Source organism: Ottowia sp. SB7-C50, from assembly GCF_033110285.1.
Lineage (GTDB): Bacteria > Pseudomonadota > Gammaproteobacteria > Burkholderiales > Burkholderiaceae_C > Ottowia.
In genome coordinates, this window is sequence record NZ_CP136995.1 from 927,787 (window position 1) to 943,676 (window position 15,890).

Here is a 15,890-nt window from a genome sequence, read left to right on the forward strand (position 1 = left end):
TACTCTTCTTTTGATAGCTGTATGCTCACACCTGGCGCCGCCAACCGGCCGATCTGGATCTGGCTTCTGATCGGCGCGCTGGGCTATCTGGCGCTGCCCTGGTACGCCGTGCAGGACGCCAACGGCCTGACGCGCATCGGCCAGGTGTTTGGCGACGATCAGTCGGCCAACGGCTTGATGCAGGCCCTGGCCTATGGGCGGGGCTGGCTGCTGTGGGGCGTGGCCGGCTTGGCGCTGGCGGTGGTCGGTGCCGCACTGCCGCCAGGGCGTCGGCAAGGCGCGGCGCTGCTGGCGGCCGGCGTGATCGGGCTGATCGGCCTGCTGGGGAGCGGCTTTCTGATCGGCGCGCGCGGCTGGTCGTATGAATGGCTGAACGCGGCGTTTGGCGAGTTGGCCACCAAGCAGTTCGGCATGGGCTGGGGCGCGGCCGTGGTGCTGGCGGCGTTGGCGGTGCTGGCGGCGTTCGGGCTGGCGCGGCGCGGGTTCTTCCGGGGCGATCTGTTCGTGGCGGCGGCGGTGGTGATCTGCGGTGCCCTGCTGGCGCTGTTCATCGTGTTCCCGGTGCTCAAGGCCTTGTCGGGCGCCTTCTTCAACGAAGACGGGCAGTTTGCGCTGGGCACGTTGGTCGAGCGCATTGCCAGTGCCCGCAACTTCGGGCTGGGTTGCCTGGGCGGCGGCACCAGTTGCGGCGTGGCCTGGAACACGCTGTTCCTGGGCTTGATGACGGCCACCAGCACCACGCTGCTTGGTACGCTGATGGCGCTGCAGGCCGAGCGCGCATCGAATCGCCTTAAAAAACCCCTGGGCGTGATCGCCATGCTGCCCATCATCACACCGCCCTTCGTGGTGGGGCTGGGGCTGATCCTGCTGTTCGGCCGCGCGGGCATCGCCAACCAGTTGCTGGAATGGGCCTTCGGCATCCCGCCGACGCGCTGGTTCTACGGCTGGTTTGGCGTGTGGGTGGCGCAGACCTTCGCCTTCACGCCGATTGCCTTCATGATCATGCGCGCCGTGGTGCAGGGCGTGGCGCCCAGCCTGGAAGAGGCCGCGCGCACGCTGCGCGCCACGCCGGCGCAGACCTTCCGCACCATCACGCTGCCGCTGCTCAAGCCCGGGCTGGCCAATGCCTTTCTGGTCGGCTTCATCGAAAGCATGGCCGATTTCGGCAACCCCATCGTGGTGGGCGGGCAGTTCTCGGTGCTGTCGACCGAGATCTTCTTTGCCATCGTCGGCGCGCAGTACGACCAGGGGCGCGCCGCCGCGCTGGCGTGGATCCTGACGGGCTTTGCGCTGGCCGTGTTTCTGCTGCAGCGCTGGGCGCTGGGGCGGCAGAGCTACACCACGGTGTCGGGCAAGGGCGATGCCGGCATTGCCATGCCGCTGCCGGCCGGCGTGCGGCGGCTGGTCAACGGTGTGGCGCTGCCGTGGATGGCGTTCACGCTGCTGGTGTACGCCTTTGCGTTTGCCGGCGGTTTTGTGCAGACCTGGGGGGCGCGATTACACGCCCACGCTGGCGCATTTCAAGACCGCGTTTGCGCTGGAGGTGGGCGAGCACGGCCTGGTGTGGGCCGGCACGGCGTGGAACTCCTTCTTCACCACTTTCAAGCTGGCGGCCATCTCGGCGCCGCTGACGGCCGCCGTGGGCCTGACGATTGCGTGGCTGCTGGCGCGCACGCAGTTCCGTGGCCAGGGCGCATTCGAGTTTGCCGCGCTGCTGGCGTTCGCCATTCCCGGCACGGTGCTGGGCGTGAGCTACATCCTGGCCTTCAACGTGCCGCCGCTGGAGCTGACGGGCACGGCGCTCATCATCGTGCTGTGCTTCGTGTTCCGCAACCTGCCGGTGGGCGTGCGCGCGGGCACGGCGGCGTTCAAGCAGCTGGATCGCTCGCTCGACGAAGCCTCGCTCATGCTGCGCGCCGGCAGCCTGCAGACGCTGCGCCACGTGGTGCTGCCGCTGCTCAAGCCCGCGCTGGTGGCGGCGCTGGTCTACAGCTTCGTGCGCGCCATCACCACCGTGAGCGCGGTGATCTTTCTGGTCACGGCCGAGAACGAACTGGCCACCACCTACATCATCGGCCGCGTGGGCAACGGCGACTACGGCGTGGCGCTGGCGTATTGCACGGTGCTGATCGTGCTGATGTCGCTGGCCACGGCACTGATCCAGTTCGTGGTGGGCGAGCGCAAGCTGGGCCGGCGGTCGGCGGGCGGCGTGAAATTGCAAGGAGCGCACTGATGTCGGGGATCGTGTTCAAGGACATCGTCAAGCGCTATGGGGACGGCCCCGGCGCCGCGCTGGCCGTCAAGGGCGTGAGCTTTCAGGTGCCCAAGGGCACGCTCACGACCATCCTCGGCCCATCCGGCTGCGGCAAGACCACCATCCTGCGCATGGTCGCCGGGCTGGAGCTGCCGACCAGCGGCCAGGTCTTCATCGACGGCCGCGAGGTCACCACGCTGGGCCCGGCCGAGCGCAACGTGAGCATGATGTTCCAGAGCTACGCGCTGTTCCCGCACATGAGCGTGCTGGACAACGTGGCCTATGGGCTGCGCATGTCGGGCCAGGACAAGGCGGCGGCGCGCGCCCGCGCCGTGGAGGCCTTGCGCGGCGTGGGCCTGGTGGGCTACGACGAGCGCTTGCCCAGCGAGCTTTCCGGCGGCCAGCAGCAGCGCGTGGCGCTGGCGCGTGCGCTGGTGCTGGAGCCGGCGGTGTTGCTGTTCGACGAGCCGCTGTCCAACCTGGACGCGCGCCTGCGCCGCGAGATGCGCGAGGAAATCCGCGCCCTGCAGCAACGCCTGGGGCTGACGGTGGCGTATGTCACGCACGACCAGAGCGAGGCGCTGGCGGTGAGCGACCAGATCATCGTGATGGACCACGGCGTCATCGCCCAGGCCGGCACCCCGCAGGAGCTGTACGAGCACCCGGCCAGCGAATTCGTGGCCGGCTTCATGGGTGAGGCGCTGCTGCTGCCCGGAACGGCGGGCGCCGATGGCCGGGTGCAACTCGGTCCGCTCGACCTGCAACCGCGCCGCGCCGTGTCGCCCGGCGCGGTGAAGGTGGCGGTGCGGCCCGAGGCCTGGCGCGTGGAGCCCGAAGGCCAGGGCCTGCCCGCCGTGCTGCGCAAATCGGCCTACCTGGGCAGCGTGCTCGAATACACGTTCGACACCGAACTGGGCGCCATCTTCGTCGTGTCGCCCGATCTGCAGGCCGCGCTGCCCGTGGGCGCGCGCGCGGGGTTGACGCTGGGCGCACACGGCGTCTCGGTGGTCGAATCGGTGCGGTAGGCGTGTGGGCCGCCGCGCGGGGCGGCTGCTCCAAGGCGGGATAATCTGCGCATGAACCAACTCGACACGCTGAAGACCTTTACCACCGTGGTCGCCGACACGGGCGACTTCCGGCAGCTGGCGCAGTTTCAGCCGCAGGACGCGACGACCAACCCTTCGCTCATCCTGAAGGCGGTGCAAAAGCCCGACTACGCACCGCTGCTGAAAGACACCGTGGCCGCGCACCGCGGCAAGCCACTGGACGAAGTGGTCGACCGCCTGCTGGTGCGCTTTGGCGCCGAGATCCTGTCGATCATCCCCGGCCGCGTGTCCACCGAGGTCGATGCGCGCCTGTCCTTCGACGAAGACGCCACCTACACGCGTGCCGAGCGCCTCATCGAGCTGTACCAGGCGGCGGGCGTGCCCACCGAGCGTGTGCTGATCAAGATCGCCAGCACCTGGGAAGGCATCCGCGCCGCCGAACGGCTGGAACGGCGCGGCATCCACTGCAACCTGACGCTGCTGTTCAGCTTCTGCCAGGCTGTGGCCTGCGGGCAGGCCAGGGTGCAGCTGATTTCGCCCTTTGTCGGCCGCATCTACGACTGGTACAAGAAAGCCGCCGGCGCGGCCTGGGACGAGGCCGCCATGGCCGGCGCCAACGACCCCGGCGTGCAGTCGGTCAAGCGCATCTTCGATTACTACAAGCGCCATGGCATCGCCACCGAGGTGATGGGCGCCAGCTTTCGCAACGTCGGGCAGATCACCGCGCTGGCCGGTTGCGACCTGCTGACCATCAGCCCCGAGCTGCTGGCCCAACTGGCGGCCAGCGACGCGCCGCTGCCCCGCGCGCTCGACGCGCAGGCGGCGAAGTCGCTCGACCTGCCCGCCGTGCAGTACGACGAGCCCGCCTTCCGCCTGGCGCTGAACCAGGACGCCATGGCCACCGAAAAACTGGCCGAGGGCATCCGCGCCTTCATCGCCGACGCCGAGAAACTCGACGCGCTGATGCAGTCGGCCTGACCGACGGTTGAAGATGAACTGGAGAGATCGGCCGCGTTGCGACGAAACGCCCGCGTGGGCGTCGCTGCAGCGCCATTTCGCGCAGCGCTTTGTGGGCGCGGACGCCTTCGACCTGCGCCAGGCCTTCGCTGACGACGGCGCGCAGCGTGTCGAGCGCTTCGGCTTCGGCGCAGCGGGCGTGTGGGCCGACCTGTCCAGAAACCTGATCGACGACGACGCGCAGCGGCTGCTGAACCAACTGGCACAGCAATGCGGCGTAGAGGCGCTGCGCGACGCCATGCTGGCGGGCGAATGCATCAACACCAGCGAGCAGCGGGCGGTGACGCACGTGCACTGGCGTTCCGGTTCAAATCAGGTGCCAGCGCTGATCCAGAAAGCACCTGAAGCTACAAAAACAATAGCAAACCTGCATCGCCAGATAGCGGTTTCGCGATCCGAGTTGCTCGATTTTGCCGGAGCGGTGCGTGCCGACGGCGCCATCACCGACGTCGTCAACATCGGCATCGGCGGCTCCGACCTGGGGCCGCGCATGGTGGTGCAGGCGCTGCGCGCCGGTGGCCACGCCAGCGGCCCGCGCGTGCACTTCGTCGCCAACATGGATGGGCACGAACTGGCTGGCCTGCTGTCGCAATTGCGGGCCGACCGCACGCTTTTCGTCGTCGCGTCCAAGACCTTCGGCACCGCCGAAACCATGCAGAACGCCGCGTCGGCGCGTGCTTGGTTTGCGGCGCAGGGCGGCACCGACGTGGCGCGTCATTTCGTTGGTGTCAGCGCCAATGCGGCTGCCGTGGCGGCCTTCGGCGCGGGGCGGTGCTTTGCGTTTGACGAAGGGGTGGGCGGGCGCTTTTCGCTCTGGTCCAGCATCGGCCTGTCGATGGCCATTGCCATCGGTCGGGCGGGCTTCGAGGCGCTGCTGGCCGGTGCCCGCGCGATGGACCAGCACTTCGCCAGCACGCCGATCGAGCGCAACCTGCCCGTGCAACTGGCCCTGCTCGACGTGTGGAACCGCAACTTCCACCGCTTTGCCAGCCGCTGCGTGGCGCCCTACCACCACGGCCTGCGCCGCCTGCCCGCGTACCTTCAGCAGCTGGAGATGGAAAGCAACGGCAAGCGCGTCGACCTGCGCGGCCGTGCGCTGCCCTTCGACACCGCGCCCGTCGTCTGGGGCGAGGCGGGCAGCAACGGCCAGCACGCGTTCTTTCAGATGCTGCACCAGGGCACGCAGGTCGTGCCGGTCGAGTTCGTCGCCGTCCGCGAGCCCGCCCACGCCCTGGCCGGCCATCAACCCAAGCTGCTGGCCAACGCGCTGGCGCAGGCCCGCGCGCTGATGCAGGGCGACCAAGGCGACGCGCCCGCGCGGCACTTTCCCGGCAACCGCCCATCCACCTTCTTGCTGCTCGACCGGCTGGACCCCGCCGGCCTGGGTGCGCTGCTGGCCCTGTACGAACACCGCGTATTCGTCGCCGGCGCCATCTGGGGCATCAACAGCTTCGACCAGTGGGGGGTTGAACTGGGCAAGCGGCACGCAGCGCCCATTGCGCAGGCGCTGGGGTCGCGCGGTGAACCTGAAGGGGCGACCGGCGACCCGTCCACTGCGGCCTTGATGCGGCGCCTGCGCTAGCACGCTGCTGGCGGACACCATGTTCAGTCATCAGCCTGGCGTACAGACGGTGTTCAGGCCCACGCCATCGTAGACGTCTTGCCATTGCTGATAGATCGACTGGCTCTTGTCGTCTTTCTTGTCGAACATGTAGTCGAACAGTTTGCCCCCACCGATGTCGATGTCCGTGGCCGTAAGTGCCATCGCCGCCGCAGCCAGAACTCCGCCGGACTCGATCTCGATGGCACCCACGCCGACCGCCACCATCGGGATGACGATCTTTGAAATGGCTTTTTTCCACCACGACTGCTTGGGTGCCGGATTCTGCGGCGGCGCGGCCGGTTTGACCAACTGCCCATAGCAGCGGGCCGGCCGGCCCCCGCTGATGGTGACCCAGGACTTTCAGTGCTTGCAGGAGATTTTTTTCGGGGTCGCGCCGTTGATGCAGGGGTCGCGGACACAAAAAAAGAGCCGCTGTCTCCAGCGGCTCTTTCGCTTGGCGGCGGTCGAAAGACTCGACCGCGCGGCGTGGACTTACATCATCCCGTCCATGCCACCCATGCCGCCCATGCCACCCGGCATGCCGCCGGCCGGGGCGTCGTCCTTCGGGGCCTCAGCGACCATCACTTCGGTCGTCAGCATCAGGCTGGCGACGGAGGCGGCGTTCTGCAGCGCGGTGCGCGTGACCTTCGTCGGGTCCAGAATGCCCATCTCGATCATGTCGCCGTAGGTGGCGTTGGCGGCGTTGTAGCCGAAGTTGCCCTTGCCTTCCAGCACGCGGTTGACCACCACGCTGGCTTCTTCACCGGCGTTGATGACGATCTCGCGCAGCGGGAACTCGATGGCCTTCAGCACCAGCTTGATGCCGGCGTCCTGATCGGGGTTGTCGCCCTTGATCTCGCCAGCGGCCTGCTTGGCGCGCAGCAGCGCGACGCCACCACCGGCCACAATGCCTTCTTCCACCGCAGCGCGCGTGGCGTGCAGGGCGTCTTCGACGCGGGCTTTCTTTTCCTTCATCTCGACTTCGGTGGCAGCACCGACCTTGATGACGGCCACGCCGCCGGCCAGCTTGGCCACGCGCTCCTGCAGCTTCTCGCGGTCGTAGTCGCTGGTGGCTTCCTCGATCTGCACACGGATCTGCTTGACGCGCGCCTCGATGTCGTCGGCCTTGCCGGCGCCGTCGATGATGGTGGTGTTTTCCTTGCCCACTTCGATCGTCTTGGCCTGGCCCAGGTCGGCCAGCGTCACCTTCTCCAGGCTCAGGCCGACTTCTTCAGCAATCACCTTGCCGCCGGTCAGGATGGCGATGTCTTCCAGCATGGCCTTGCGGCGGTCGCCGAAGCCAGGCGCCTTGACGGCCACCACTTTCAGGATGCCGCGGATGGTGTTGACCACCAGCGTCGCCAGCGCTTCGCCTTCGACTTCTTCGGCGATGATCAGCAGCGGACGGCCGGCCTTGGCCACGGCTTCCAGCGTGGGCAGCAGCTCGCGGATGTTGCTGATCTTCTTGTCGAACAGCAGCACGTAGGGGTTGTCCAGGATGGCGGCCTGCTTCTCGGGGTTGTTGATGAAGTAGGGCGACAGGTAGCCGCGGTCGAACTGCATGCCTTCGACCACGTCCAGCTCGTTGTCGAGCGATTTGCCGTCTTCGACGGTGATCACGCCTTCTTTACCGACCTTGTCCATCGCATCAGCGATGATCTTGCCGATCGATTCGTCGGAGTTGGCAGAGATCGAGCCGACCTGGGCGATTTCCTTGCTGGTGGTGGTGGCCTTGGAGGCCTTCTTCAGCTGCTCGACCAGCGCCAGCACGGCCTTGTCGATGCCGCGCTTCAGGTCCATCGGGTTCATGCCCGCGGCCACGTACTTCATGCCTTCGCGCACGATGGACTGGGCCAGCACGGTGGCGGTGGTGGTGCCGTCGCCGGCGGCGTCGCTGGTCTTGCTGGCCACTTCCTTGACCATCTGCGCGCCCATGTTCTGCAGCTTGTCCTTCAGCTCGATCTCCTTGGCGACCGAGACACCGTCCTTGGTGACGGTGGGGGCGCCGAACGAGCGCTCCAGCACCACGTTGCGGCCCTTGGGACCCAGGGTGGTCTTGACCGCGTTGGCCAGAATGTTCACGCCCTCGACCATGCGGTGACGGGCGTCAGAACCGAAAACGACGTCTTTTGCTGCCATGTTGATTGGCTCCTGAAAATATGAATGAAATTAGGCTCCTGCGCTGATGAATAAAGCGCAAGCAGCTATAAAAAAATGAGTATCCCGAAGGTTGGCGAGAACTTACTTCTCGACCACGGCGAACAGGTCGTCTTCCTTCATCACCAGCAGCTCGTCGCCGTCCACCTTCACGGTCTGGCCCGAATACTTGCCGAACAGCACGCGGTCGCCCACTTTCACGTTCATGGCCGACAGATCGCCCTTGTCGTTCTTCTTGCCCGGACCCACCGCCAGCACTTCGCCCTGGTCGGGCTTTTCGGCGGCGTTGTCGGGGATCACGATGCCGGAGGCGGTCTTGGTTTCGTTTTCAAGGCGTTTGACGATCACGCGATCGGCCAAGGGGCGCAGTTTCATGGGTTCTCCTAAGTTCAACAGGTGTAAGGATTTTTGGGTCGAAACGCCCACCGCAAGGGACAGCGCACGACCGGAATGCGATGGAGCATCGCGCGTTGTTAGCACTCAACTCCAACGAGTGCTAATCATAAGGGCGTTTCGGGGGATTTCAAGTCGGGCTATGCGTCCGGAGCCATGCCGACCATCATTTGCCTCGACGGCTTGCGTCCGCACGCAGGCGTTCGGGATGGCCAGGTGCTGCAGGCCGCAGGATTCACCCGAGGTGGCAAGTGCGGCCAATCAAGCGCTATCTGACTTGACCATCTTGGACCGGCTGCGAGAGGGCGGAGCCTGCCCCCCACTGCAAAACGTTGACGCTACCTCTGGGTGCGAGAAGCCATCAAATCCTGGCGCCCCCGGCAGGAATCGAACCTGCATCTAGCGCTTAGGAGGCGCTCGTTCTATCCATTGAACTACGGCGGCGGGTGGGGCGTGAGGATTGTATCGGCGCACCTGTGGCGGTGCGTGGGCGTCAGTCGAACGACAGGCGGTAGATCAGGTCGATGGCCTGGTTGGCGCCGGCCTGGCCGCGCAGGGTCCAGCGGCGCGACAGTTCGTAGAAGATCATCAGCGTGCCGCCGGTGCCGGCCAGGCTGTGCTCGTAGGCGGCGTACAGCCGGTCGGACAGGCGCTTGCCCAGGGTGACGCTGGCGTCGGCCACGCCGCCCGCGCCGGCGCCGCCGGTGAAGCTCAATTCGTCCAGGCCAAAGCGCGACGCCAGGCCGCGCCCCTCGCGCCCGCCCAGCAGGGCCAGCGCAGCGGTTTGCAGCATGGCGGCTTCCGATCCCGTGTCGGGCGCGGGGCGGCCCAGCAGCAGCCAGGCCAGGGTCTGGTTGTCGGGCAGCGCGGGTTCGGAATACAGGCGCACGCGCGGCAGCAGCGCGGTGCCCATGACCTGCACGCCGGCGCGCTGGTCGCTGGTGTAGTTGGGGCGCAGGGCGATGATGTCGAGCGTGGGGTTGCCGATCTCGCCACCGAAGGTGATGGTGCCGCGCTGGATGATGAGCTGCTGCCCGTAGGCGCGGAAGGTACCGCCCACCGTTTGCACGCGGCCGCGCAGGCTGGGTGGCGTGGTCAACGGGCCGTTGCCGGCGAGCGTCAGCACGCCGGCCAGCCGCGTGTCGATGCCCATGCCCGTGACGCGGAAGTTGTCGCCCAGGTCAACCTGCACGTCTACCTTGGCGGTGAGCGGTTCGGTGTCGCCGCTTTTCACGCTGGCTTCGGTGCGCGCGCGGGCGGCGTCGGTGCGCGCCTGCTGCTGCGCGGCCTGCTGGCCGGCGGCGCTGGTGGGGCGGGCCACGGCGCCGGGGCCTTCCTTGCCGTACATGACCTTGCCGTCGGGGCCGCGCACGATCACGTCGTCGCCCAGCGTGGGGCGGTTTTCGTCGGGCAGCACGATCAGCGCGCGGTCGACGCGCAGGCGGCCGTTGGCGCTGATGGCGCGGCCGTCCAGCGCGGCCTGCACGTTGCCCGACACGGTGACCTGCCGGTCGTCGCGCACGCTGGCGCGCAGCTTGTCCAGCGTGGCGGCCAGTCGCGCCTGCGGGCGGCCGTCCACCAGGCCGGCCTCGCCGGTGGCGCGCAGCAGTCCGCCGGCGCCTTGTTCGCCGGCGCCGCGCAGCACGAATTCGTCGATCAGCAGGCGCGTGCCGTCCAGCCGGCCGCGCAGCCGGCCATCGGCGAACTCGATGCCATCGACGACGGAGCGCAGCGCCACGTCGTCGGCCGCCACGGTGCCATTGACCAGCGGCGTGGCGCGTGTGCCGGCAATGCGGGCATCCGCCGCCAGCGCGCCGCGCAGGCGCCAGCCCGGCGGCGCCAGCACCGACCAGGCCGAGATTTGCGGCAGCCGCGCCTGCACCTGGCCTTGCAGTGGCGCGGCCTCGGGCCACGACCAGCGGGTGCTGCCGCCCGCATCGCGCGTGGCGGCCAGCTCGGTGCGCAACTGGCCGTCGATGTTGCCGGCGCGCTCGCTGTCCCACACCAGTTTCAGGTTCAATGCGTTGCCTTCGCTGCGCAACGTCAGGCGCGCGTCGCGCAGGCCGGCGGCCACGCGCGACTGCACGCCGGTTTCGGCATCGGTGGTCAGCACGGTGACGTCGCCGCTGGCGCGCACCAGGTTGGCCGACACGCGCAATTGCTGGCCCAGCGTGGCGTCCCAGTCGCCGTTGAAGACGATGTTGCCCGTGAGGCCCGCGTCCTGCATCTGCGAGCCGGCCACGCGCTCCACCCATTGCAGCGGCAGGCCGGTCAGGCGGCCGGTGGTGGTCAGCTCGCCGCCGCGCCAGCGCACCGGACCCCAGGCCACCAGCGCCTGTGACGTGGGGGCGGGCGAGGTGATGGTCAGCTCGCCCGCGCCCGCCTCGAACTGGCCGCCTTGCGCGGGTGACCACTGCAGCGGCACGCTACCGCGGCTGGCCAGCTGCCAGGTGCCTGCGCCCAGCGCCGGGTCGCGCACGCCGGCCTGCAACTGGCCCAGGTTGAACTTCCAGGCCGACGCGGCCAGCGGCGCGTTGGGCGTGGTGCGGCCGCCGTTGGCGGCCAGGCGCAGGTCAAGCTGGCGTTCGCCCTGCGTCACGCGGCCGCTGGCGGCCAGTTGCGCCTGCGCCAGGCGGCCGTTGGCCGTGGCTTCAAACCCGCGCAGCTGCACCGGCGGCGTGCCGGCGGCGCTGCCCGGCGCCAGCCAGTCGAGCGAAGGGGCGGCCAGCCTGGCCTGGATGGTGGGGTCGCGCCAGCCGCCGCGCCAGCTGCCGTCCAGCGTGGCGCTGCCGCGCGCGCGGGCGCTGGCCAGCGCGTCGGCGCCGGGCAGCTTCTGCGCCCAGGCCAGGGCGCGCGCGGCGTCGGCGATGTGGGCGCGCAGCGTGCCGGCGCCAGTGGTGGGTTGCAGCTCGCCCTTCACGCTGGCGCTGGCGCCGGGCGCGGTCAGCGTCAGGTCGGCGCTGCCGCCCAGCGCGTCGGCGGCGGGGCGCAGGCGGGCGTTGCCGGCCAGTTGGGCATCGTCGGTGCGCACGCGCAGCGTGTTCAGGGTCAGCAGGCCGTCGAGCCAGCGGCCGGTGGCAGCGGCGTCGCGCAGGCGCAGCGCGCGCAAATCGCGCGCCAGAGCCTCGGCGGCCGATTCGCCCCGGCGCGCGGGGGCGGCGGCGCGCTGCTCGCGGCCCTGCAGGGCGACGTCGAAATCGATGGCCGCGCCTTCGCCGCTGACCGTGGCCGTGCCGTCGAGCGGGAAGGCTGCCATCTGCGTGTGCAGCCGCGCGGGGTTGACGCCAGTGATGCGGGTGTCGATCTGCCAGGTGCCGCTGCCGGTTTGCGCGGCGGGCGCATTGGCCCAGCGGCCGGTGGATTCGACCGTGCCGCCGCCCACCTGCGCCTTCAGCGCGCGCACGGTGGCGACGTTGTCCTGCCAGGTGACGTCGGCGCGCAGCTGGTCGACCGGCAACTGGCGCTGATCCCAGGGGCCGGCGGCGCGGTTGGCCAGGTCGGCATCGACCGCCCAGCCGGCCGTGCCGGTGCCGGGCAGCGGTGTGATGTCGAGCCGGCCGCTGAGGTGGGTGCGCGGTGCCTCGGCCCAGATGGCGCCCACATCGACCGCGCGCAGGCGGGCGTGCGCCTCGGGCAGCGGCTGCGCGGCCCAGGGCGTGATGCGGGCGGTGGCGTGGGCTTCGGGCGTGTCGGCGGTGGCCGGCGCGCTGGCGGCGGCCACTGGGGAAGCAGCGGGCGGCGCGGATGCCGCCGTGGCGGGTGCCGCTGCAAAACCGGCCAACGGCGGCAGCGCCGGGATGGCAGGCGCCGATGCGCCCGGCGCGGCGGCCGCCGCCTGCAGGTCGGCCTGCGCGGCCATGTCGGTCAGCGGGCCGCGCAGCGTGGCTTGCAGCGTCAGCGGCACGGGCGCTGCGGCGCCGGGCACCGGGGCCGTCAGCGCGCCGGCCAGCGCCACGTCGACGCGGATCGGCGCGTGCGCGGTGGCGGCGGCCCGCAGGCGGTAGCTGCCGCCTTCAATGCGGGCGCTGTCCAGTTCCAGCAGGTGGCGCACGCCGTCGTAGTCGAAGTGGCCCGCCACGTCGCTCAGCGTGTAGGGCGGCGGGCCGGCCCAGCGCAGCTCGCCCGCGCGCAGCGCCTTGACGCGGATGTTGAGCGGCAGCGCGAACGATTCGGGCGGCCCGGCCGACGGCTCGCCCGGCGCGCGCTGGTCGTCGATGACGATGCGGCTGGCCGCCAGCTGGTCGATCTGCAGCGTGCGGGCCAGCAGGGCGGCGGGCGTCCACAGCAGCTCGGCGTCGTGCACTTCCACGCTCAGGCCTTCTTTTTCCCACACCAGGCGGCGCACCTTGCCGCCGCCGCGCACGGTGCCGGTGACTTCGTCGGTCACCAGCGGCTGCTGCGCGCCGGCCCAGCGCAGCGCGGTGGCCAGCGAGCCGTCGGTGCCTGTCCACACCCACAGGCCGCCCAGCGCCAGCAGCAGCACGGCCAGCAGAAATGCCAGCGACCACAGCGGCACGCGCCACCAGCGGCCACGGCGGCGCGGCGCTGGCGTGGATTCGGATTCAAAACCGGTCCCAGCGCTTGCGGGATCAGCGCGACCAGCTATGGATTCAGGAGTATCCACCATCTGAATCCCAGTGTCGTTTGACCGGGCTGGCCCCCACCCCAACCCTCCCCCAGCGGGGGAGGGCGACGAAATCAAAAGGCCGCGGAGCAGGCCATGCCGGAACGCCGTGGCGCGGGCTTGGCCCGGCCACTGGCGTTGTCCCCCTGGGGGGGAAGGCGCCGCAGGCGACTCAGGGGGAGGGTCAAAACGTAAACCCCACGTTCATGTGCAGCCGAAACGCCTTCGACTTCAGCCCGTACGCGATATCCAGCTGCATCGGCCCCACGGGCGTGATCAGCCGCACGCCGGTGCCCACGCCCCAGTGCGCGCGCAGGTCGCCCACACGGTTGGCCACGCCGCCGACGTCGACGAACAGCGTGTGTTCCAGCAGGCCGGGAAAGCGCTCCTGCATGATGGGCCGCTGCCATTCGACGCTGCCCACCGCCATGTAGCGCCCCGGGCCGACAAAGCTGTCGCCCAGCGGGATGCCGATGCGGCGGTAGCCGTAGCCGCGCACGCTGGTGTCGCCGCCGGTGCGGAACAGGTAGGTGGACGGCAGGCGCGCCGCGTCGCTGGCCAGCACCGCGCCCAGTTCGGTGCGCAGCGCCAGTCGGCTCGCGCCGCCGGACACCGGCACGATGCCCAGCGCACGGCCCTGCAGGCGCAGGAAGGGCTTGCGCTCGCCCACCGTGGTCACGCCGGCGCCGATCTCGCCGCCCAGTCCGTAGCCGCGCGATGGCAGCGGCAGGCTGTCGAAGTAGCGCCCGGTCCAGGCGTAGTTGGCGCTGATGGCCGCGCCGTCGCCCACCAGCGCGTCGGTGGCGGTGCTGGTGCGGGTGGCCGAGCCGCTGACGCTGGCGTGGTCGTACTGCAGGTAGAAGTTGCGGTCGTAGTGTTCTTCGGTCTTCAACTGGCCCACGCGCAGCGTTTTGGACGTGGTGACCAGCTCGCCATCGTCCTGCCGCATGTAGCGCGCCAGGCCGGCCCAGCGCCAGCCGTTGGCGTCGGGCAGGCTGGTCAGCTCGGTCTGCAGCAGCGGCGCCTTGCGGTCCAGGTGCAGCTTGCTGGTAGCGCGCCAGGTGGTGCCCAGCGCCGTGTTGTCGCGGTGTTCCAGCGACACGCGCGGGCCGCCGTCGGTGCTGTAGCCCAGGCCCAGCTGCAGGCGGTGGCGCTTGGCCTCGGTGACGGTGTAAGTGACGGGTGTGGCGGCCGGTTCGCCCTCGGGGTCGATGCTGATGTAGGCCGAGTCGTAGTAACCGCTGCCGGCCAGCCGCTGCTGGGCGTCGACCAGCTTCTTCTGGTCGTAGACGTCGCCGGGCTTGAGCCACGACAGCCGCTCGGCCAGTTCGGGCGGATAGCGCTGCGCGCCCTGCACGGTGGCCGGCCCCAGGCGGAACAGCGGCCCCGAATCCAGCCGCAGGCCCAGCTTGGCGCGCGCCTGGGCGGCGCTGACGTCGGCCAGGCTGTAGCCGATGCGCCCGCGCGGGTAGCGCCGCTCGACCAGCCGGCGCAGCGCGCCCGTCTTGGCGTCGGACCAGCGGTCCTGCGTGAAGCGGCGGCCTTCGGCCAGGCCCCAGTTTTCCACGATGCCCTCGCGCTGCGCGGTAGCGTCGGGGTCGCCGCTGGTGGCGATGTCGCCTTCGAAGCCGATGTCGACGGCCGAGATGGTCGTCGGCTCGCCCGGCTCGATGTCGATCACGATGGTGGGCCGCGTGCCCGGCGCGCCTTCGCGCCGCACCCGCACCGTGGGGTTGAAATAGCCCTCGGTGCCCAGCAGGTTGCGCACGTCGCGCTCGGTCAGCGCCATCAGGCGCGCCATCTCGGTCTCGTCCAGGTCGGTGATGGCGCGGTAGCGCTGCAGGTCGTTGTGGCGCGCCACCAGGGCCCGCAGGTCCTCGTCGGCCGATTCGACGCGGATGTCGAACGCTGTCTTGCCAGCGGGGGGTGCTGGCGTCGGTCGTGGCCGGCGCCGGATCGGCCGGCTTGTCGTCGCGAAAGAGCGCGCAGCCCGGCAGGGACAGGGCCAGCGCCAGCACCAGCCATGCGCCCACGGTGCGCGGGCGGCGTGGGGGCAGGTCGGCGTCGGCAGGACGGAGAACGGGTGCGCGGATCACCCGCTTGAGTTTAGCCGCCGGGTTTGTCGGACAAGACCGCGTTTGCCGCGCGGGCAGCGGGGTTCTTGACCTGCTTTCACGCCACGGCCAGGGCGCGGGCGGACAATGCCGGGCATGGCCCAATCCTCCGTCCACCTGCCGGGCTTGCGCACGCCGGCCGTCGGGTTCGAGCAGCCCTTCGAGATGCTCGAGGCCTGTCACGAACGTGTGCAGCGTTCGCTGGCGCTGCTGCAGCGCATCGTCGACCACGTCGACCGCCACGGGCACGACGCAGATTCGCGCTCGGCCGCCCAGGACGTGCTGCGCTACTTCGACATCGCCGGCCCGCACCACCACGAGGACGAGGAGCGTCACGTCTTCCCGGCGCTGGCCTGCCATGCCGACCCCGCCGTGCGCGAGGCGGTGGCCCAGTTGCAGGCCGACCACGTGCGCATGCACGCGCAGTGGGCGCGCCTGCGGCAGGTGCTGCTGGACTGGCGCGACGCCGAGCAGCCCGCCACCATCGCCGCGGCGCAGCGCCAGCTGGTGCACGATTTCGTCGCCAGTTACGAGCGGCACATTCCGCTGGAGGAATCGGTGGTCTACCCGGCGGCGCGCCCGCGCTTTACCGACGCCGACCTGGCCCGGATCGGGGCCGAGATGGCCCGCCGCCGCCAGGCCTGAGCGCGCGCCCGGCGCGCACGGCCGGCCGTTATGATGG

At 69.9% G+C, this 15,890-nt stretch carries 9 protein-coding genes, 1 tRNA gene and 1 pseudogene; 5 read left to right on the forward strand and 6 right to left on the reverse strand.

Going from position 1 to position 15,890, the window contains the following annotated elements; translation table 11 throughout:
• The first annotated feature begins 21 nt into the window (after window positions 1-21).
• From R0D99_RS04465 to pgi, 4 genes and pseudogenes are all read left to right on the forward strand, one after another.
• A pseudogene (locus R0D99_RS04465) lies at window positions 22-2,233 on the forward strand (ABC transporter permease).
• The gene (locus R0D99_RS04470) at window positions 2,233-3,279 is read left to right on the forward strand and encodes an ABC transporter ATP-binding protein (protein WP_317750180.1); all 1,047 of its coding nucleotides are present in this window, start codon (window positions 2,233-2,235) and stop codon (window positions 3,277-3,279) included. Before R0D99_RS04465 ends, R0D99_RS04470 begins: the two are co-directional and overlap by 1 nt.
• 51 nt (window positions 3,280-3,330) lie before the next feature.
• Complete coding sequence (gene tal / locus R0D99_RS04475) at window positions 3,331-4,278, forward strand: transaldolase (RefSeq protein ID WP_317750181.1); 948 nt, start codon at window positions 3,331-3,333, stop codon at window positions 4,276-4,278.
• A gap of 13 nt (window positions 4,279-4,291) precedes the next feature.
• Window positions 4,292-5,899 carry a glucose-6-phosphate isomerase gene (gene pgi, locus R0D99_RS04480; RefSeq protein WP_317750182.1) on the forward strand — a complete coding sequence of 536 codons (1,608 nt, stop codon included), beginning with the start codon at window positions 4,292-4,294 and terminating at the stop codon, window positions 5,897-5,899.
• 30 nt (window positions 5,900-5,929) lie between these two features.
• Here pgi and R0D99_RS04485 read toward each other — a convergent pair whose 3' ends face one another.
• The 6 genes from R0D99_RS04485 to R0D99_RS04510 all read right to left on the reverse strand — a co-directional run bounded on the left by R0D99_RS04485 (window position 5,930) and on the right by R0D99_RS04510 (window position 14,955).
• Window positions 5,930-6,229 (reverse strand): hypothetical protein, encoded by a 300-nt coding sequence (locus tag R0D99_RS04485; protein WP_317750183.1) that lies wholly within the window; start codon window positions 6,227-6,229, stop codon window positions 5,930-5,932.
• Between the two features lie 183 nt (window positions 6,230-6,412).
• Entirely contained in the window at window positions 6,413-8,059 is a 1,647-nt protein-coding gene (gene groL / locus R0D99_RS04490; RefSeq protein ID WP_317750184.1) for a chaperonin GroEL, read from the reverse strand.
• Between the two features lie 102 nt (window positions 8,060-8,161).
• Window positions 8,162-8,452 (reverse strand): co-chaperone GroES, encoded by a 291-nt coding sequence (gene groES, locus R0D99_RS04495; protein WP_317750185.1) that lies wholly within the window; start codon window positions 8,450-8,452, stop codon window positions 8,162-8,164.
• Window positions 8,453-8,839: 387 nt separating this feature from the next.
• Window positions 8,840-8,914 (reverse strand) — tRNA-Arg (locus R0D99_RS04500).
• A gap of 49 nt (window positions 8,915-8,963) precedes the next feature.
• On the reverse strand, window positions 8,964-13,097 hold the full coding sequence (locus R0D99_RS04505) for a translocation/assembly module TamB domain-containing protein (protein WP_317750186.1): 4,134 nt from the start codon (window positions 13,095-13,097) through the stop codon (window positions 8,964-8,966).
• A gap of 181 nt (window positions 13,098-13,278) precedes the next feature.
• On the reverse strand, window positions 13,279-14,955 hold the full coding sequence (locus R0D99_RS04510) for an autotransporter assembly complex protein TamA (protein WP_317750187.1): 1,677 nt from the start codon (window positions 14,953-14,955) through the stop codon (window positions 13,279-13,281).
• A 349-nt stretch (window positions 14,956-15,304) separates the two neighbouring features.
• Here R0D99_RS04510 and R0D99_RS04515 point away from each other — a divergent pair, with 349 nt between their 5' ends.
• Complete coding sequence (locus R0D99_RS04515; RefSeq protein WP_317750188.1) at window positions 15,305-15,853, forward strand: hemerythrin domain-containing protein; 549 nt, start codon at window positions 15,305-15,307, stop codon at window positions 15,851-15,853.
• Window positions 15,854-15,890 lie beyond the last annotated feature (37 nt).